Below are 17,645 nucleotides of genomic sequence, written 5' to 3'. Positions count from 1 at the left end.
CTATCAGTTAAAGCCGATTGTTAGCCAGAAGGGAATGGTAATGACGGCGAGCACAGTTGTGACAGACATGGTGACCGCGACCAGAGGCCCATTTCCACCCATGCGGGCAGCCAGCACATATGCGGACGATGCCGTGGGCAAGGCGCCAAATAACAACAGTATTTGACGTTCGAGCGGCGGAAGATTCAGGGCCCAGCCTATCACGATGGCTGCCAATGGCATGAGCAGCAGCCTGACAACGACAATCCAGCCCATCAGCTTTCCGGCGCCACGTCCGCCGGAAAGTGACAATGTGGCGCCCACGCACATCAAGCCGATGGCGATGGCACAGGCCCCCAGACGGCTGAGCACCACATCGATCACATGCGGCACCGGGATGTGCAGGAAGTTGAAGGCAAGAGCGGCTACCGTGGCGATAATGAGCGGGTTGCGCACAATCTCGCGCAGGATGCGCCCTCCAGGCTGCTGACGGGCCAGGCCGTGGACGGCAGCCACATTGGCAAAGGGCACCGACAGCCCCACGATCACGGCCATGACGGTCTGGCCCTCCGTGCCCGACATGGCCAATGCCAGAGAGAGCCCTATATAGGTATTGAAGCGGTAGCCGCACTGCGCGATGGACGCATGCGCCATCGGCTGGGGCCGCAATACCGGCATGGCCAGCCAAACCGCCGCCACACCGCAGGCCAGAAGCGCAAGCACGGCCTGCAGCAATTGGTAGGCCGATGAAGGGCTAAGCGGTGTCTGGCGTATGGAGTGGAACAACAGGGCAGGAAACAGTACGAAATAGACGAGCTTCTCTGCGTGCTGGAAAAAGTCTCCTGAGAACCGCAGCTTGTTATACAGCAACCAACCCAGGCCAATGAGCATGAAATCCGGGAGTACTAGCAGGAGAACGGACATAGAGAAACTGCAGCAGCGGCCTGTAGGGGCAGGGTTATCCAGTATGCCAATTTGTAACTTTTTTTGTTGGCAACCAGCCAAGATGGGGTAGTTTACTGTTATTCTCCACCCTGAAACAAACAGCCTGGCTACGAGCCAGGCTGTTTTCTTCGCTTACTGGATACCCCTTTTCGGAGACATCACTAAATGAAAAACCTCCACAGAAAGTTTGCCGCACTTACCCTCGTTGCCGGCGTAGCTTCCATGTTTGGTGCGGCAGGTGTAGCGCATGCTGCCTACCCGGACAAGGCCATTCGTGTCATCGTGCCGTTTGCTCCCGGCGGCTCCACTGACATCGTGGCGCGGATCGTCACGCAGAAAATGGGCGAGGTGCTCGGCCAGGCCATGGTTGTCGAGAACAAGGGTGGCGCCGGTGGCGCCATTGGGGCATCCGAGGCAGCGCGCGCTGAACCGGACGGCTACACCTTGTCCATCGCCACCGTCTCGACCATGGCGGTGAATCCCGCGTGCCGCCCCAAAGACCTGCCTTATGATCCGCTGAAAGACTTCCTGCCGGTGACCAACTTCGCCAATGTGCCTAATGTCATCGAAGTCAATCCCAAGTTCCCTGCCAAGACTTTCAAGGAATTTGTGCAGCAGCTCAAGGATCATCCAGGCAAGTACACCCATGGCAGTTCGGGTACGTGCTCGGTCCTTCACCTTTTTGGCGAAGCCTTCAAGCAGGCAACCGGCACCGAAGCCATTCACGTGCCCTACAAGGGTTCGGGTCCGGCTGTTACCGACGCCGTGGGCGGACAGATCGACAGCATGTTCGACAACCTGCCCTCTTCCATGGGGCAGATCAAGGCCGGCAAGCTGCGTGCTCTGGCCATTGCATGGCCTGAGCGTCTGAAAGCCCTGCCGGATGTCCCCACTCTGGCAGAGGAAGGCTATCCGCAGCTGAATCAGCCGGCCTGGTACGGTCTGCTGGCGCCCAAGGGTACGCCCAAGGAAATCATCGATGTTCTGCACGATGCCGCTGTCAAGGCCTTGAAGGATCCTGAGGTGATAGCTTCGCTTGAGAAACAGGGCGCGGCGCCCTCGGGCAATACGCCTGACGAGTTCGCCAAGGAAATCAAGGAGCAGTACGACTGGGCGCACGAGGTCGTGAAGAAGGGCAACATCACGCTCGAGTAAGCATTGCGCTGTGTCCAGGCCGCTTCAGCAGCAGCCTGGCAGACATGGAAAAGGCCGGCATTTGCCGGCCTTTTCCATGTCTGCCAGGTGGAGCCTCGCCATTTATTTGGCGCGCTGCGCCTCGCGCGCAGGCGTGCCAGAACGTTGAGTGTCAGGCCGCATCTGTCGGCTTGTTCTCCTGCGACGAGTTGTTGCTCGCATCCAGCAATTTCTGGAAATCGGCGTCCAACTGCTTCAATGCTGCATCGATGTAGCCATGCCGCGCATCGATCCATGTCTGCTGTTCGGCAAGGTCTTTTCTCGCATCGGCAATCATGCGTTTCATTTCCGCCGGCTGCGGGCCGCCCGTCGTTGCACGATGGTTCACAATCGACACGGGATCCAGCGCTGCCTTGAAACCTTCCTCCGTCATGGGCAGAGTTTGCGGATACGCACTTCCGTGCACGGTTTCTGCATAGATGCGCTGCGCCTGCGCGTAGGGAAAGTCCAGCGGCTTGATGTTGTTCTTTTTGGCGTAGCTGACGACCTCGGATGCAAAATGGTGGCCGATGCGAAACGGCAGCCCATGATTGCGCATGAGCGAATCGGCCAATTCCTGCGAGGCGGTCCAATCGCTGTTCAGCTCTTCCAGCGCGCGGTCGGGGCTGACGACCAAAGCCTTCATGACATCATCCCAGTTTTTCAAGGCTTTGATTGCGCTGGCAACCATTGCGCTGTTGGCCTTGGCACTTTTTGGGTCCGGCATCCCCGGTGTGATGTTGTGGGCCTGAATGGCGGGTCCCAATGCCAGCGTCAGCGCGGTGGATGCGCTGCTGCGCGTCCTGTTCAGCAGGCCAGGATTGCGCTTCTGGGGCATGGCACTGGAAACATAGGTGTTGTCGCCGCCTTCCTGCAGTAGTATCCATGGCCTGGGCTGGGCATACTGAGTGAGCAGATCCTCGATGAAGTGGCCAGTATGCAAGGCAATGCTCATCACGATGGCACCTGCTTCCACAGGGTGCTCCATTGACGATATCTGCGCGGCGTCGTATGCATTGTCCACAATGCGCGGAAATCCGAGATAGTGGGCCATTCTTTCCCGATTCAGCGGCCAGCTGGTGCCGTTCAGTACGGTGGTGCCCATGGCCGATCGATCGACACGCGCATAAGCTTCCCGAATGCGCTGCGCGTCGCGCCGCAGGCCTGCGGCATGACCCAGAAGGTAGTGGCCATAGCTATTGGGTTGCGCGGCAACGCCATTGGTGTAGTTGGGAACAATGGTGGCTGCGTTCTTCTCGGCCAGATTCACGAGTGTCGTCGATGTGTCCTGCAGTTGCTGGGCGAGGTCGAGCAAGCCGTCGCGCAGAATGGCGGCGCGGTAGGTTGCGTGCATGTCCTGACTCGAGCGTCCCGCATGCAGCAGCGTGATTTCGGAGCCCGCGGCCTTGATCATCAGGGGTTCGAAAGTAATCACGGTGGATGGACGCTTGCCTCCTTCCTTGTTTCCATCCTCGATGACTTTTTCTATGCCTGCGGCAAAACCCGGGGCCATGGATTTTTCGATAAGGCCTTCGTCGGTGTTGATGACCAGTGTCGCTTTATTCATCTCCCCCAGCCAGAAGAATTCGTCCCGCGGTGTTTCGGCGACGCCCGGTGCAGCGTAGGCGATGGCAGACAGGCACAGCAATGAAAGCAGTGGGGTTCTCATGGTTTGCTTCTCCTTCGTGTTCTTTTTTCGTATTTCAGCGTGGAGTAACTTCGTGGGTTCTGAGCGCAAAGGCTGTAACCTCCTCGCGAGCCCTTTGTAGGATTTTTGAGCTCACCTAGCGCTACTATAGGCGCATTGAACAAGAGATACTTGTTCATTGTTTCAATGAATATGATTTGCCGCCGAACTCACAAAGCCAGCGGCATTTCCTTCATAGCCATAGCCGCTTCGCCCGCCTTGTCGATGATGCACATGGTTGCGGAGAACACGACGCCCGGTCTCACGCACAAGGGGGCGATAGCAATAGACTATAGCGATATTTACATTTCTATAAGCCGAAGCTTTCTCTACTTCGTGCATGATGCTTTCGACCACGGCAAACTTAAAGATTTCGAGTCGATGGGTTTTTGTGCGATCTGCTGCTTATTATGCTTGCAAGCCCGCGAGCTTCTTTCGATGATTTTGAGGGCTCTATTGCATATGCCAAGGCGTATCCGGGTGAGTTCAATTTTCTTCAGCCGGCAACGGTACGTTTTTGCGCTTGGCCATGCCATAACTAGCCGCGTTGCGCCCCGACGTCTCCGTTACTAATGAATCTGGCGTGCCAGGATTTGTGGTCGGAGCCTGCTGGGCATACTGTACCCAGCAGGCATGCCACATGAATACGTCGAAACTATGAGCCATGCAATCAAGAAGGCTCTAGGATTTAGCCATGGAGAAATGCCCATAGAAGCCTTGCAACGATCACCTTCCGATGGAGAGTTTCAGGATTTGCTGAAGGATGATGGTGCTGGGCTGTAAAGGTTTTTGGTGTGAGGATGAGCTAACGAAATATTTAGGCCTTGCCATAGGGAAGGCTTACACCCGCCTTCTTCGCTACATCCCCCCAGCGCTTCAGTTCTGCTTGGTTAAACTCGGCAAACTCTTTAGCATTGCGTACTTTTGGTTCAAATCCAGCATTGATGAACTTTTGCTTGTATTTTTGAGAGCCAAACCCCTCGACCAGAGTGTCCGACAGATTCTGTACTATCTCGGGTGCCAAGCCTGCGGGTGCATATACGCCCAACCAGCTCGTCACGTCGAAGTCGCTCATACCTTGCTCCTGCATTGTTGGAACATCCGGAAGCTGCCGTGCGCGATAACTACTGGTTACAGCAAGCGCTTTAAGTTGCCCTGTCTGAATAATGGGTAAAGTAGGCGGCATGTTCATAAATAGCAAGTCAAGATCTCCGTTGGCTGTACCTATCAGCGCATCGCTGGCGGCCTTGTAGGGAACGTGTTCTAAATTCAAGCCAGTACGAATGCCGAAGAGCTCACTAGTCATATGGGATGAGCTTCCAATGCCGTTGCTGCCGTACAGTACGCGTTTCTTTCTATTTTTTTGATAGTCGATGAACTCTTGCAGGTTGTTTGCTGGGTGATTTTTACGTACCACAAGCACATTTACAAACTCCGCTGCTTGTGCAATGGCCATGATCTGATTTGGTATATCAATGGGCAAGCCAGTGCGCGTGACCGGAGGAATAACATTGTGTCCAAGGCCCCCCAACTGCAATGTGTAACCATCTGGGGCGGCTTTGGCAACGTCAATCATGCAAATAACGCCGCCTGCACCTGGTTTATTCTCGACAACAACAGTCTGCTCATATTTATTCTGCAAAATTTCAGCAGCTAGACGTGAAGCCAGATCGGTTGCGCTACCTGGTGTTGAGCCTACCAGCATATGAATTGTGTGGGTGGGGTAGTCTTGGCCCTTCGCCATAAGGCGATTGTATGGCACACATACGGCGCCAGCGGCCAACAGCTTGAGAAGCGAACGGCGTTCCATTGAGTGTCTCCTTTTGGTTTGTGAAGCCTGTTTGAGCTGCGTTATATGGCTTCAAAGCAAAGGCCTAGGTAATGGCCAGAACTTGGCAGCCTATTGAAATTGTCTCTGTGCTCTCAGCACGGCGTATGGTACGGTCGACGATGCTACGGTAGCTGGCTGCCCGTGAGGGGAAGACAGGCTTCGTCTTTGATCTCATATGTGGGCATTAATTCGTCCCACGATTTTCCAGACATGAATTGCCCCCAGCGACGGTAGTACGCGCGCGCATTTTCTTCGGTGAATTCATTACTGACAACCGCGCCACGTAGTTCGGGGACGGGCTTACAGTGGCCGATACCCATTTGATAGTTAAAATACATTTCTCGAGCAATGCTGCCTCGACTGGCCTCGGTGGCGCCGGTCCAGTTTTCCATGTCATCGGACTCAGTCATGCCTCCCGGACCGGAATAGCGAAGAAAATAGTGTCTCGCTGCCTCTTTGACTCCTGCTGGTGCGTCTGCGTCCACCAAATACATGCGCCACATTTCCATTTCAGAGGGACTGATGGGGTGATACACAGTAATGGTGCGTGGTTGCCAACCATGAAAAGACATGTTTGGAAAGATGGTGCCAACGCGGTGCCGAACGCGCATCTGATTTCCGAGGTTTCTTATGCGAGCCTGATGTACATCTCGATAGTATTTTTCAATTTCTGGATCGGCTGCGTAGTTCGCCTGGTACTCGGGCTCTTCGTAATGAGGCAGGTTTCCCAGTAGGCCATGTCCCAGTGCAGGAAAAGCGATCGCAACTCGGCCCTTCATGGCATCTCGTCTGCCTCGCCCGCCGCTTGGCCCTATCCCGACGATATCCACTGATCGGTGGCTAATGTCGTGATATAGATCGCCGATAAAGTTCTCCGCTGGCATCTTCCAGTTGCTGCCAACACGCCATTTTTGTACGCCGCCTATAACAATAGATCCGCCAGGACTACCATCGCGGTGATCCAGCGCAGAATCCAGGTAGTAGCGCATATCTCCGAGATAATCTTCAAATGCAGGGGCGCCTGCGTCCCAGGTTGCAAATATCGCCCCCTTGTAATTATGTACGTGTGCTACCCGTTTCAGGCCCCATTGTTTTTTATCCAAATCTCCCTTGTAGTGGCTGGCATGACCTGGCACGCCTACCAGTTCTCCTGGACGCTCGACCAGATTGCCATCAGTGGAAAAGCTCCAGCCATGATATGGGCAGGTGAAAGTTCGGTTGTTACCTTGATCATAGCGGCACAGTTTCATGCCGCGGTGAGTACAGCTGTTAAGTAGTACCTGAATTTCACCCTGCCGATTGCGTGTAAGGATGACCGAGTCACTCCCCATGCGTGATACGAAGTAGTCGTCTGGATTGGGTATCAAGCTTTCATGGCCGACGAACAACCAAGCGCGTGAAAAGATTCGATTGATTTCCTCTCGAAAAATTTCTTCGTCTGAGAAGATGGCACGCTTAACCAAGCCCTCATCGGCTCGAACGAGCTGCTCTACTGGCTCCATGGCTATCCTCATTTTCAATGATTTCTTTGATTGTAGTATAATCACACTAATAAGATCAAGAGAATTGAGCTATTGAAGCTAGCAGTCGAAATAAATTTAATTTTTAGTTTAATATCAATGATTTACAAAAATAACTGCAATAGATACGAAGCTTATTCCATACAAATTACGTGCTTTATTGAGGTATTTTCCCTTTCTATCTTCCAAAAATTCCATTAGTAATATAATATTATAAACACGAGTAATTGGAGTGTTGAAACATGGCCCTTCTTAAACGTCGTCCAGAGTCGGATCGGCGATCCGAGCCCGTCAGCCTAACGGATCGAATTACTGAAATTCTGATCAATGAAATTACTAGCGGGCAATATCGTCTTGGCGAAATTTTGCCTCCTGAGCAGGTAATCGCCGAACGGTTGGGCGTTTCGCGTACGGCCCTGCGCGAAGCCGTGTCGCGCTTGAAGGCTGATGGCCTTGTGGAAAGCAAACAAGGGCGGGGCCTCGCTATTACGGCGGTGGCTCGCCCTTCCGTGTTGCGTATGCATGCTGCGGAAGACGGCGATATCGAGCAGATCATTAGTATTGTGGAGCTTCGTAGGGGGTTTGAGATCGAGGCCGCCTCTTTGGCAGCGTTGCGCCGAACTGATTCTGATATTGATGCCATGCGCGGTGCGTTAGTGGACATGGCTGATGCAATTGAAACTGACAATGTGGTGGCCGGTGTTGAGGCTGATATGCGATTCCATCGGGCAGTTGCGGAGGCGACCCGGAACGAACACTACATTGAGTTCTTCAGCTTCCTTAGTCAGTTACTGGTGCGTAACTTGGAAGTATCCCGTACGCGTTCGGCGAATGCTCGTCGTGGTACGGATGCTCAGCGTGAGCATCAGTTGCTTTTTGACGCCATTGAACGAGGCGACCCGGAATTGGCTCGGCAACTGGCTCGCAACCATATTGAGAATACAGTGTCGCGCTTGCTTGACCGTATGCCAAATGGCGTGAAGCGTGACTCTTGATCAAACAAAACAAGCGGCGAGCGGGTGGAATTTGCGTGAAATGCCACGCAACTGGGGAGGATGAAATGATGGAATCCGATGTGCAACAGTCGGCTCAGTCTAGCTCAATCGAGCTTTGGTGGGATATCCAGCAATTCTATTTTCGGGAGGCCGACCTGTTGGACGAACGCCGTTTCGACAAGTGGCTGGAGTTGCTACACGAGGACATTCAGTACCGTATGCCTCTTGCGCGCAATGTCCGCCGCGATGCGATGGATCAGGAGTATTCGGCCAAAGGCGAGGCTGCCTGGTTTGATGAGGGTATCAATACATTACGCCAACGCGTGGCTCAGATTGGGACGGGAATTCATTGGGCCGAGGAGCCAGCATCACGTGTCTCTCATTTGGTATCCAATATACGTGTGCTTGATTTGAGAGAAGGGGCGGAAGGGGGGAAGCAGGTAAAAGTGCGGTCGCGCTTTCTTGTGTATCAGAACCGCCTCCAGGATGAGGAAAGCCTGTTTGTGGGAAAACGGTTGGACACCTTGCTGGGCGTTGGCGGTGATTGGAAGATTCTCACCCGTGAAATTTTTTTAGATCAGAATGTGCTGTTGTCTAAAGCGTTGACAACGTTCTTTTGATTACCTGTGGCGTGAGAAGCGCCGCAAGGATGCTTGTGTAGTGTGCATTTGCGTCAATGCGGGCATGCATAAGTATGTAGTAGCCATGACACCAGGATACATGTGGGAGGATAGGTTGGTCGGCATACAAAATGAATCGATCAAAGCAGACACAGTCATTGTCGGTGCAGGCCATGCCGGCGTCGAATGCGCTTTTGCTCTACGTGCTGCGGGCTATGAGGAGAGCATTATTCTGCTGGGAGAGGAGTCTCGCATACCCTATCAACGGCCGCCGCTATCCAAAGCATTCCTTGCAGGCCAAACCACATTTGATCGTATTGAACTGAAGGCTGCGGACAACTATGAGAAGCAAAAGATAACTTTCCTAAGAGGGGAGCGCGTTACGCGAGTCGATACAGACACTCGTCAATTGATTACCGACTTGGGGCGCAGAATCAATTTCCGGCAATGCGTATTGGCTTTGGGTGCGAGCGCGCGGGAGTTGCCAAGCCTGGATAATCCAGGTTTGCACATGATTCGTACAGCGGATGATGCATTGCGTCTAAGGAGCAAGTTAGCGGCTGGTAAGCACTTGCTGGTTGTCGGCGGGGGCTATTTAGGTTTGGAGGTGGCGTCTACGGCAATAGGTTTGGGCGCTCGTGTGACGGTGTTGGAGCAAGCGACTACATTAATGGCCGGTCGTGTTTCTGCCCACACCTCGCGCGAGTTTGAGCGGATGCATAGGGAAGCAGGCATCACTTTGATCCACGGTAGCGCCGTTCGTCAATGTGCGTATGAAGAGAGTTCGTGGCGTGTTGAGCTCGATTGCGGGCAATGGCTTGAAGCGGATGTTTTGTTAGCTTCCGTTGGGGCGGCGCCCAATACTAGGTTGGCTGAGTTGGCCGGCCTTGCCTGCAATAACGGCATTGTGGTGGATGAGATCTGCCGCACCTCTTCACGCAATGTTTATGCAATTGGCGATTGTGCGAGCCGCTATCGCTCCATCCTTAATGCGCATGTTCGCGTGGAGAGTGTTCAGAATGCGCTGGAGCAAGCTCGCATTGTTGCTACGGTGATTGCGAGAAAACCATTACCGGCACATCGTCCTTGCACGTTCTGGTCGGAGCAGCATGGCAGACGGCTACAGGTTGCGGGTTTAATTCGGCCCGGAGTGCCATGCGAAGAAAACATTCTTGTCACACGGAACGGATGGATTGTGGAACGTTACCAGGGCGGCACTTTGGCCGTGGTTGAGGCAGTGGACAGTCCCATAGAGTTTGTTAAGAACATCAAGCGGATCGGTATGCCGGCCGATGTCGCCGCCCCCGTCACTATTTCTCCAGAGGAGGAATCCCAATAATGCCCATAGTGAAATTTGTGCTGCCCGACGGTACTGAGCAACCTATTGATGTCCCAGTAGGCTGGTCTCTGATGGAGGCGGCCAGACGGGAGGGTATCGAAGGTATTGTTGCCGAGTGCGGCGGCGGGGCGATATGCGGCACCTGTCATGTGCATGTCGACCCAGAGCATTTCAGCGCAATCGCTGCTCCCGATATGTCGGAATCAGCGCTGCTTCAGATCGTGCCAGATCCGTCGCCTACTAGTCGCCTTTCCTGTCAAATAATCATGACTGATTCGCTGGCTGGTATGAGTGTACGTATACCGGTAGAACAACTTATGTTGTGACGCATTATGTATGGCACAGGAGAACATCATGCCTGATTCTAAGACAATAAATCTCAACGAGCTGGTGCCTGGAGTACGAGTGAAGCTAGCAGATGGTGCCATCGTTGAGGTGACTGAGAATCCCCAGGATGGGGCCTGGATAATTGGACGTTATCTGGAGCACCCGAATAACCCTGAACTTGTCAGCTCGAATGAGCAGCCTATTTTCGCCACTGATATCGAAGGGCTAGTGCAATAGAGCACACCCATATCAACCCATATCAATAAGGAGGATTTCATGTCCCACCCCTATGTCATTGTTTCTGCGCCTGTGCCTGAGGATCTACGTACCAGTATTGAAGCGAACTTCAATATCGTGGATGTGCCGGTCGGAAAGCGCCTGGAAGATGCCCTTGACTCGGACCGACTGCAGGAAATAGCCGGCATAGTGTGCACTGTACGAACGAAACTTGACGAAGGGGTCATGGCCTCTATGCCTAAGTTGCGCGTAATTTCGAACTTTGCGGTGGGGTTCGATAATGTGGACGTGGCCGCTGCTAATGCTCGTAACATTCTTGTTTGCAATACGCCTAGGGTATTAGACTCTGCTGTTGCTGATCTCGTTTTTGGAATGATTATTATCCTTGGCCGCGATATGCTCAATGGAGACACCTATGTGCGTGATGGAACCTGGGCAAGCAAGGGGGCGCCAGCACTTACTCGTGACATTCGCGGAAAAACACTGGGTTTGCTTGGCATGGGTCGCATAGGGCGAGTCGTAGCAAAAACTGCGAAAGCCTTCGATATGAACGTGATCTACCACAATCGAAATCGCTGTTCAGACGCCGAAAGCGAGGGCTTAGCCGAGTATCGCGATCGTGAGGCGCTCTTGGCAGAGGCGGATTTTTTGAGCATTCATGTTCCCTTGACGGATGCCACTCGCAATAGCATCGGCGAGCGTGAGCTTAAGATAATGAAGTCGTCAGCCTACCTCATTAATACGTCGCGGGGGGCGGTAGTTGACGAGCAGGCTTTGGTTGAGGCATTGAAATCTGGCGAAATTGCTGGGGCTGGCTTGGATGTGATGGTAAAAGAGCCACTGCCTGCGGAAAGCCCGCTTTGCAGCATGCGTAACGTGGTGTTGCAAGCCCATGTGGGCAGCGGGACTGTAGAAACGCGTCGCGCAATGATAGACCTTGCTACTCGCAATCTGATCGATGCCCTCACTAACAAACAGCCCGAAGCAATGGTCAATCCTCAGGTATGGGGATCTAAGGCGGAGTAGTCGAATGCTTGACAATAAGCAGCGGGGCCTATATCGGGGCTTGACGCATTACGGTGACATTGAGTTCTCACGGTATCTGCGTCGATCTTTTGCGCGATCGATGGGGTATTCAGGGGATGAGCTGGATCGGCCAATTATTGGTATTGCTGACTCGCGGAGTGGTTTCAATAATTGCCACAGGCATTTTCCTGAGCTGATCGAAGCGGTCAAGCGTGGCGTACTGGCGGCGGGTGCTCTTCCGATCACATTCCCAACGGTATCGCTTGGAGAGCCGTTTATCTATCCGACCAGCATGATGTTCCGGAACTTGATGTCAATGGACGTCGAGGAAATGGTGCGGGCACAGCCCATGGACGGTGTGGTGCTAGTGGGAGGGTGTGACAAAACCGTTCCTGCCCAATTGATGGGTGCCTTGTCGGCAGGGCGCCCCGCCATTCAACTTGTGGGTGGTCCGATGATGACTGGCCGATATATGGGGGAGCGGCTTGGAGCATGCACTGATTGTCGGCGGCATTGGTCAAACTTTCGTGGCGGCGATATCTCATCGGAGCAGATTGAGGAGATCGAAGGCCAACTGGCTACAACGGCAGGCACCTGTGCGGTAATGGGAACTGCAAGCACCATGGCCTGCATTGCCGAAGCCATTGGCATGATGTTGCCCCGTAGCGCCACTATCCCGGCGGTTCATGCAGATAGGTTGAGGGCAGCCGAAGCCACAGGTCGGCAGGCAGTCTGGTTGGCGCGGCAGAATGTCACACCTGATCGGATTGTTACGCAGAAGTCGGTCGAGAACGCACTGCGGGTTCTACTTGCTGTGGGAGGGTCGACAAATGCCCTTATTCATTTAACAGCAATAGCTGGACGATTAGGTATTACAGTGAGCCTTGATCTGTTGAACAAACTATCCAAGGACACCCCCGTACTGGTTAACCTTAAGCCCACAGGAACCCATTACATGGAGGATCTCAACGCGGCAGGCGGGCTGCCGGCCGTAATGAGAGAGATTCGTGACCTGCTGCATTTAGACTGTTTGACTGTCACGGGGCGCAAACTAGGCGAAGAGCTTGACGATGCGCAACTATGGTCAGATACGAATGTAGTTCGTCGGCGCGCTGATCCTGTTTACGAAGGAGGCGGTCTTCGCGCACTATACGGAAGCCTGGCTCCACAGGGGGCACTCATCAAGGTGGCGGCGGCCGACGAGCGGCTGTTCGAACATGAAGGACGTGCGGTTGTTTTCGACACGCTTGAAGATATGGCTGATAGGTTGGATTCACCTGATTTGGACGTTAATGCGGATGACATTCTTGTTCTGCGCAACGCTGGACCAAAAGCATCAGCGATGCCAGAAGCGGGATATATTCCGATCCCTTCCAAGTTGGCTCACGCTGGTGTGCGAGATATGGTGCGGATATCAGATGCGCGTATGAGCGGCACTGCTTATGGCACTGTTGTACTGCATGTCACCCCTGAGGCAGCGATAGGTGGCCCCCTGGCTTTTGTGCAAAATGGTGATCGTATTCGCCTGTCGGTATCGCGCCAACGCATTGATCTTCTCGTCGATGCAGTTGAAATGGCCAGGCGTATGGCCAATTTTGAAAGCAAGGAGCCAATGTCTCTTCGCGGCTATGCATGGTTGTATCAGAAACATGTACTGCAGGCTGACCAAGGGTGTGATTTTGACTTCCTGCGTTGTGAGTCTCACGATGAGCATAGATCGATCAGTACGCTGCAGGTGGAGTCGGGTGGGAAGACAGATCAAGAATCGATTGTTTAAGACATTAAAACAATAGTCCCCACAATGAAAGAGCCGGGAATTGCCCCCAAGGCTGCTGTTACATGGCGCATGGGTATCGTTTCGCAGGCGGTAAACATGCAGGAAGCAACGCTGATTGCAGGGTATGGCGCGGCGCGATTTGGGCACGCCATTTTTTGCCCACTTGAGTGAAGGTTGTCATAAGAAAGCCGCGTCATTCCTAGCTAAAGCTAGTGTACATGCGGCTTACGTTATACTCCATGAAAACCCGTTGTCCCTGTAGTTAAATGGATATAACTTTCCCCTCCTAAGGGAAGATTGCAGGTTCGATTCCTGCCGGGGACGCCACCAAGAAAAAGCAAGGGAAGCGCCTCATGACTCACGCTGCCGTGTCACCACCGCGTCCGTTTGCGCTCGCCTGTCCGGATCTTTCCGCCGAGCGGCTGGGCAATACCGGAACACCGGGGGTCTGGCATTTTGACACCGGTGAGCCTGGCAACAAAGTCATGTTGAGCGCACTGATTCACGGCAACGAACTGTGCGGCGCGTGGGCGCTCAAAGCGTTTTTGGCAAGCGGGCTGTGTCCACGCAGGGGAACGCTGACCCTGGCATTCTGCAATCTGGCGGCTTTTGACCGGTTCGACCCCAGCGATTATCTGCCTTCCCGTTTTGTTGACGAAGATCTCAATCGCGTCTGGAGCCCGGACAAGCTTGCGGACCCGACGACAAGCGAGCGGCGCCGCGCTGCCGAACTGCGGCCATGGGTTGACCAGGCGGATTGGCTCATGGACTTTCACTCGATGTCGACGTCCGACGTGCCATTGCAGCTTACCGGGATGCACCAGCGCAACATAGACCTTGCTCTTCGGCTCGGCAATCCGGCCAACGTCATTGCGGATGCCGGCCATGCCGCCGGTGTGCGCATGCGCGATTATGGCCGACATGGAGCGCCGGATGACAATGGTACCCGTGCATTGCTGATCGAGTGCGGCTTCCATGGCGCGCCAGAGTCGAGAGACGTAGCCCTGGATCAGATGGCGCGTTTTCTCATCGAGGCGGAAACGCTCGACCGCGCCGATGTTCCATCGGGCTGGCTTGCTGCGGATGCTTCGCGCCAACAGGCCTTGCGCGTGACACAAGCCATCAGTTCGCCGAGCGGCCGATTTCGGTTCGCCCGAGACTGGAAGGGACTCGAAAGCCTTGCCGCGGGCACGCTGATAGGATGGGAGGATGGCGAGCCTGTGGTCGCGCCTTACGACAACTGCGTGCTTATCATGCCGTCAGTCGCGAACATACGGCCTGGTGTCACCGTGCTGCGGCTTGCCCAGACCATTGCGTAGGTTCCCAGCGGCAGTGTGCCGGCGCATATTGGGCCGCGGCAGTTGCCAGCCGGACTTGTCCGGCCGCCCGGCCCGCTCGCTGGCGGGTTGGCGCATGGCATGAGATCATTGGCATCTTTAACCCGAGATCGCCATGAACACCGTCACTGAAACAGATCAGCTTGTCGCTGGCATCCAGGATTGGATACGCTGCGAATCCCCCTCCCATTCTCCCGAAGGCGTAGCCGCGATGGCGGAGCGGGTGCGTAAGCAGGCCAGTGCGGCGGGGCTTGGGGTCACGGTCACATTGCTAGGCAATGATACCGGGCCATTGGTCCATGTTACCAACAGGGCAGATCAGGACACGCGGCCCGGCATCTTGATTCTTGGCCATCTGGACACGGTTCATCCCATTGGCACGCTGCGTGAGAATCCCTGTCGCGTCGATGGCGATCGCCTGTATGGGCCGGGTGTCTATGACATGAAGGCGGGCATCTATCTCGCGCTGACCGCACTGGCGGGCCTTTCACAGGCCGGGGACACCCGGCTGCCGGTGGATTTCCTCATGGTGCCGGACGAGGAGACAGGTAGCCATGCCTCGCGCCCCGCCATCGAACGATATGCCGGCAATGCCAAGTATGCCTTGGTGTGTGAGCCGGCGCGTCCTGGCGGTGGCCGCTGTGTCACCGCCCGCAAGGGCACAGGCATGCTGCGCCTGGGTGTGAAAGGGCGGCCTGCGCATGCCGGCATGCAGCACGAAAAAGGACGCAGTGCCATCCGTGAAATGGCGCACCAGGTATTGGCGCTGGAGGGCATGACCGACTACGGCCAGGGTATTACCGTCAGCGTCGGCACCATAGCTGGCGGCACTGTTACCAATACCGTCCCTGCGCATTGCCGCTGTGTGGTGGATTTCCGCGTGCCAACGCTTGGCGCAGCCGACGTGGTATTGCGACGCATGCGCAATCTGTGCGCCGTGGATCCCGACGTGGAACTGGACATCGATGTCGAACTGAATCGCCCGCCCATGGAAAAAACCGAAGCATCGACCGCCTTGCTGGCACTGGCCCAGCGCTATGCGCGCGAGGCGGGCTTCGATCTCGAGGACGCCCCCATGACGGGTGGGGGCAGCGATGCCAATTTCACTTCCGCTATGGGCGTGCCCACGCTGGATGGCCTGGGCGCTGATGGTGACGGCGCGCATACCTTGCATGAGCACATACTGGTTTCCACCTTGCCGCAGCGTTTGGCATTTTGGACATTGCTGCTGCGCCAGCTCGCGTAGGGACGTGCCCCGACGGGTCGGCGCCGCGCTGGCAACAGGGTCTGACGGCCTGCGCGCTGCTTGGATATCCTGGCGGGCGGGTTGCTAGGACTTGGGCAGCGACGCCTCCACCGGCTTGGCGCCCAGCACCTTCATTACCACAGAAGGTGCTATGCCGATCAAATAACCACGCCGTCCGCCATTTACATACATGACGCCAAAATCCAGCAATGTGGCTTCAATCCAGACCGGCATGCGCTTGCGGGTGGCGAATGGCGAAGTGCCGCCCACCTGATAGCCGGAATGTTTTTGCGCTGTTTCTGGCGAGCAGGGGCTGATGCGCTTGGCGCCTGTCTGGCGGGCCAGGTTCTTCGTGGATACTTCACAGTCTCCGTGCATGACGACTACGAGCGGCCGCGCATTTTCGTCTTCCATGATCAGCGTCTTGGCGACTTGATGCGGATGCAAGCCCAACTGTCTTGCCGCCTCCAGGGCGCCGCCGTGTTCCACATACTCATAAGGATGCTCGCTGAAGGGGACTGCGGCCTGGCGAAGTAGATGCGTGGCGGGTGTTTCGGAAACGTGTTTGTCCTTGCTCATGATGCTCAGGCTCGTGGGTGATGGCGCGCGTGCAGGGCCTTGAGCCGTTCGCGGGCCACATGGGTGTATATCTGGGTGGTTGAAATATCGGCATGCCCAAGCAGCATCTGTACCACGCGCAGATCCGCGCCGTGGTTGAGCAGGTGCGTGGCGAAGGCATGCCGCAAGACGTGAGGAGAGAGTGGCACCTGGATGTCGGCCAGCGCCGCGTATTTGCGTACGATAAGCCAGAACGACTGACGCGTCATGGGGGCAGCCCGTCCGGTAATGAACAGCGCGTCGCTGCGGCGCGCGCCCAGCAGCGCCGGCCGTGAGGCGGCGAGATAGCGCGTGATCCAATAGTGGGCTTCGTCGCCTAGCGGCACCAGTCGGTCTTTGCCTCCCTTACCCATGACCACGCGCACCACTCCTTCGTTCAGGCTGGTGTCCAGCATGCCCAGGGTCACCAGCTCGCTGACCCGCAGGCCGGTTGCATACAGGGTTTCCAGCATGGCGCGATCACGCAGGCCCAGTGTGCTATCTGTATCGGGTGCCTGCAGCAGCGCATCGACCTGGGCTTCGGACAGCGTCTTGGGAAAGCGGGAGGGCTGCTTGGCGGCATGTAGTGTCAGGCATGGATCCTGGGCCACCAGGCCCTGGCGCAAGGCCCACAAGAAATAGCGTCGCAGCGATGCCAGGCGTCGGTTCGCGGTTGTAGCCTTGCTAACCGCGTGCCGTGCAGCGAACCAGGCCTGTATGTCTCCGGCGTCGGCAGTTTCCAGTGCCTTGCCTGCTGTGGCATGCAGCCATTGCGCGAACGCGGTGAGGTCGCGGCGATAGGCTGATAGCGTATTGGCGGCAAGGCCATCCTCCAGCCACGCGGCGTCGAGGAATGTGTCGATGGAGGGGGGCGGTACGAAAGACACGGCCGTCTGTGCGTATGCAAATTTTGATGGATGACGATGGGCATGTTAGCGCAAGGCTGGTTTGACTATCGTTATATACCTATATATATTTCGATTGACTGCCTGATACAAATGCACCATTT

At 55.4% G+C, this 17,645-nt stretch carries 16 protein-coding genes and 1 tRNA gene; 11 read left to right on the top strand and 6 right to left on the bottom strand.

Annotation, left to right across the window (positions count from 1 at the left end; translation table 11 throughout):
* Positions 1–3: 3 nt before the first annotated feature.
* A complete protein-coding gene (locus tag ERD78_RS17480; RefSeq protein WP_129970928.1) occupies positions 4–903 on the bottom strand; it encodes an AEC family transporter in 900 nt (299 codons plus the stop codon).
* 243 nt (positions 904–1,146) lie between these two features.
* On the opposite strand from ERD78_RS17480, the gene ERD78_RS17475 reads away from it, so the two are divergent.
* A complete protein-coding gene (locus ERD78_RS17475; protein ID WP_129971079.1) occupies positions 1,147–2,079 on the top strand; it encodes a tripartite tricarboxylate transporter substrate binding protein BugE in 933 nt (310 codons plus the stop codon).
* Between the two features lie 151 nt (positions 2,080–2,230).
* On the opposite strand, the gene ERD78_RS17470 is transcribed toward ERD78_RS17475, so the two are convergent.
* The 3 genes from ERD78_RS17470 to ERD78_RS17460 form a co-directional block, all read right to left on the bottom strand.
* Positions 2,231–3,766, bottom strand: a complete 1,536-nt coding sequence (locus ERD78_RS17470) for an argininosuccinate lyase (protein ID WP_129970926.1) — start codon at positions 3,764–3,766, stop codon at positions 2,231–2,233.
* 835 nt (positions 3,767–4,601) lie between these two features.
* A complete protein-coding gene (locus tag ERD78_RS17465) occupies positions 4,602–5,594 on the bottom strand; it encodes a Bug family tripartite tricarboxylate transporter substrate binding protein (RefSeq protein ID WP_129970924.1) in 993 nt (330 codons plus the stop codon).
* 143 nt (positions 5,595–5,737) lie between these two features.
* Positions 5,738–7,117: an aromatic ring-hydroxylating dioxygenase subunit alpha gene (locus ERD78_RS17460; protein ID WP_129970922.1), complete on the bottom strand. Its 1,380-nt coding sequence runs from the start codon at positions 7,115–7,117 to the stop codon at positions 5,738–5,740.
* A gap of 260 nt (positions 7,118–7,377) precedes the next feature.
* Here ERD78_RS17460 and ERD78_RS17455 point away from each other — a divergent pair, with 260 nt between their 5' ends.
* The 10 genes from ERD78_RS17455 to ERD78_RS17410 all read left to right on the top strand — a co-directional run bounded on the left by ERD78_RS17455 (position 7,378) and on the right by ERD78_RS17410 (position 16,039).
* Complete coding sequence (locus ERD78_RS17455) at positions 7,378–8,130, top strand: FadR/GntR family transcriptional regulator (RefSeq protein WP_129970920.1); 753 nt, start codon at positions 7,378–7,380, stop codon at positions 8,128–8,130.
* A gap of 65 nt (positions 8,131–8,195) precedes the next feature.
* The gene (locus tag ERD78_RS17450; protein WP_129970917.1) at positions 8,196–8,750 is read left to right on the top strand and encodes a 3-phenylpropionate/cinnamic acid dioxygenase subunit beta; all 555 of its coding nucleotides are present in this window, start codon (positions 8,196–8,198) and stop codon (positions 8,748–8,750) included.
* A gap of 64 nt (positions 8,751–8,814) precedes the next feature.
* A complete protein-coding gene (locus ERD78_RS17445; RefSeq protein WP_245152513.1) occupies positions 8,815–10,089 on the top strand; it encodes an NAD(P)/FAD-dependent oxidoreductase in 1,275 nt (424 codons plus the stop codon).
* Complete coding sequence (locus tag ERD78_RS17440) at positions 10,089–10,415, top strand: 2Fe-2S iron-sulfur cluster-binding protein (protein ID WP_129970915.1); 327 nt, start codon at positions 10,089–10,091, stop codon at positions 10,413–10,415. The genes ERD78_RS17445 and ERD78_RS17440 overlap by 1 nt, the downstream gene beginning before the upstream one ends.
* Before the next feature lie 28 nt (positions 10,416–10,443).
* Complete coding sequence (locus ERD78_RS17435; protein WP_129970913.1) at positions 10,444–10,653, top strand: hypothetical protein; 210 nt, start codon at positions 10,444–10,446, stop codon at positions 10,651–10,653.
* A 39-nt stretch (positions 10,654–10,692) separates the two neighbouring features.
* Positions 10,693–11,679 (top strand): 2-hydroxyacid dehydrogenase, encoded by a 987-nt coding sequence (locus ERD78_RS17430; protein WP_129970911.1) that lies wholly within the window; start codon positions 10,693–10,695, stop codon positions 11,677–11,679.
* Positions 11,680–11,683: 4 nt separating this feature from the next.
* Positions 11,684–13,456 carry an IlvD/Edd family dehydratase gene (locus ERD78_RS17425; protein WP_129970909.1) on the top strand — a complete coding sequence of 591 codons (1,773 nt, stop codon included), beginning with the start codon at positions 11,684–11,686 and terminating at the stop codon, positions 13,454–13,456.
* A gap of 252 nt (positions 13,457–13,708) precedes the next feature.
* Positions 13,709–13,783: transfer RNA gene (locus ERD78_RS17420), tRNA-Arg, on the top strand.
* 26 nt (positions 13,784–13,809) lie between these two features.
* Positions 13,810–14,775 (top strand): M14 family metallopeptidase, encoded by a 966-nt coding sequence (locus tag ERD78_RS17415; protein WP_129970907.1) that lies wholly within the window; start codon positions 13,810–13,812, stop codon positions 14,773–14,775.
* A gap of 133 nt (positions 14,776–14,908) precedes the next feature.
* Entirely contained in the window at positions 14,909–16,039 is a 1,131-nt protein-coding gene (locus ERD78_RS17410) for a M20 family metallopeptidase (protein ID WP_129970905.1), read from the top strand.
* Between the two features lie 84 nt (positions 16,040–16,123).
* On the opposite strand, the gene ybaK is transcribed toward ERD78_RS17410, so the two are convergent.
* Entirely contained in the window at positions 16,124–16,618 is a 495-nt protein-coding gene (ybaK, locus tag ERD78_RS17405) for a Cys-tRNA(Pro) deacylase (RefSeq protein ID WP_129970903.1), read from the bottom strand.
* A 5-nt stretch (positions 16,619–16,623) separates the two neighbouring features.
* Positions 16,624–17,523, bottom strand: coding sequence for a site-specific tyrosine recombinase XerD (gene xerD, locus ERD78_RS17400; RefSeq protein WP_129970901.1), 900 nt, complete (start codon positions 17,521–17,523; stop codon positions 16,624–16,626).
* Positions 17,524–17,645 lie beyond the last annotated feature (122 nt).

The organism is Allopusillimonas soli (genome assembly GCF_004153445.1).
GTDB classification, from domain to species: domain Bacteria; phylum Pseudomonadota; class Gammaproteobacteria; order Burkholderiales; family Burkholderiaceae_B; genus Allopusillimonas; species Allopusillimonas soli.
Note: the sequence above shows the minus strand (reverse complement) of the source record. Positions and strands in the feature narration are given on the sequence as shown.

Coding starts and splice junctions, on each gene's coding strand:
- ERD78_RS17480 (WP_129970928.1), bottom strand. CDS start 903: ATGTCCGTTCTCCTGCTAGTACTCCCGGATTTCATGCTCATTGGCCTG.
- ERD78_RS17475 (WP_129971079.1), top strand. CDS start 1,147: ATGTTTGGTGCGGCAGGTGTAGCGCATGCTGCCTACCCGGACAAGGCC.
- ERD78_RS17470 (WP_129970926.1), bottom strand. CDS start 3,766: ATGAGAACCCCACTGCTTTCATTGCTGTGCCTGTCTGCCATCGCCTAC.
- ERD78_RS17465 (WP_129970924.1), bottom strand. CDS start 5,594: ATGGAACGCCGTTCGCTTCTCAAGCTGTTGGCCGCTGGCGCCGTATGT.
- ERD78_RS17460 (WP_129970922.1), bottom strand. CDS start 7,117: ATGGAGCCAGTAGAGCAGCTCGTTCGAGCCGATGAGGGCTTGGTTAAG.
- ERD78_RS17455 (WP_129970920.1), top strand. CDS start 7,378: ATGGCCCTTCTTAAACGTCGTCCAGAGTCGGATCGGCGATCCGAGCCC.
- ERD78_RS17450 (WP_129970917.1), top strand. CDS start 8,196: ATGATGGAATCCGATGTGCAACAGTCGGCTCAGTCTAGCTCAATCGAG.
- ERD78_RS17445 (WP_245152513.1), top strand. CDS start 8,815: ATGCATAAGTATGTAGTAGCCATGACACCAGGATACATGTGGGAGGAT.
- ERD78_RS17440 (WP_129970915.1), top strand. CDS start 10,089: ATGCCCATAGTGAAATTTGTGCTGCCCGACGGTACTGAGCAACCTATT.
- ERD78_RS17435 (WP_129970913.1), top strand. CDS start 10,444: ATGCCTGATTCTAAGACAATAAATCTCAACGAGCTGGTGCCTGGAGTA.
- ERD78_RS17430 (WP_129970911.1), top strand. CDS start 10,693: ATGTCCCACCCCTATGTCATTGTTTCTGCGCCTGTGCCTGAGGATCTA.
- ERD78_RS17425 (WP_129970909.1), top strand. CDS start 11,684: ATGCTTGACAATAAGCAGCGGGGCCTATATCGGGGCTTGACGCATTAC.
- ERD78_RS17415 (WP_129970907.1), top strand. CDS start 13,810: ATGACTCACGCTGCCGTGTCACCACCGCGTCCGTTTGCGCTCGCCTGT.
- ERD78_RS17410 (WP_129970905.1), top strand. CDS start 14,909: ATGAACACCGTCACTGAAACAGATCAGCTTGTCGCTGGCATCCAGGAT.
- ybaK (WP_129970903.1), bottom strand. CDS start 16,618: ATGAGCAAGGACAAACACGTTTCCGAAACACCCGCCACGCATCTACTT.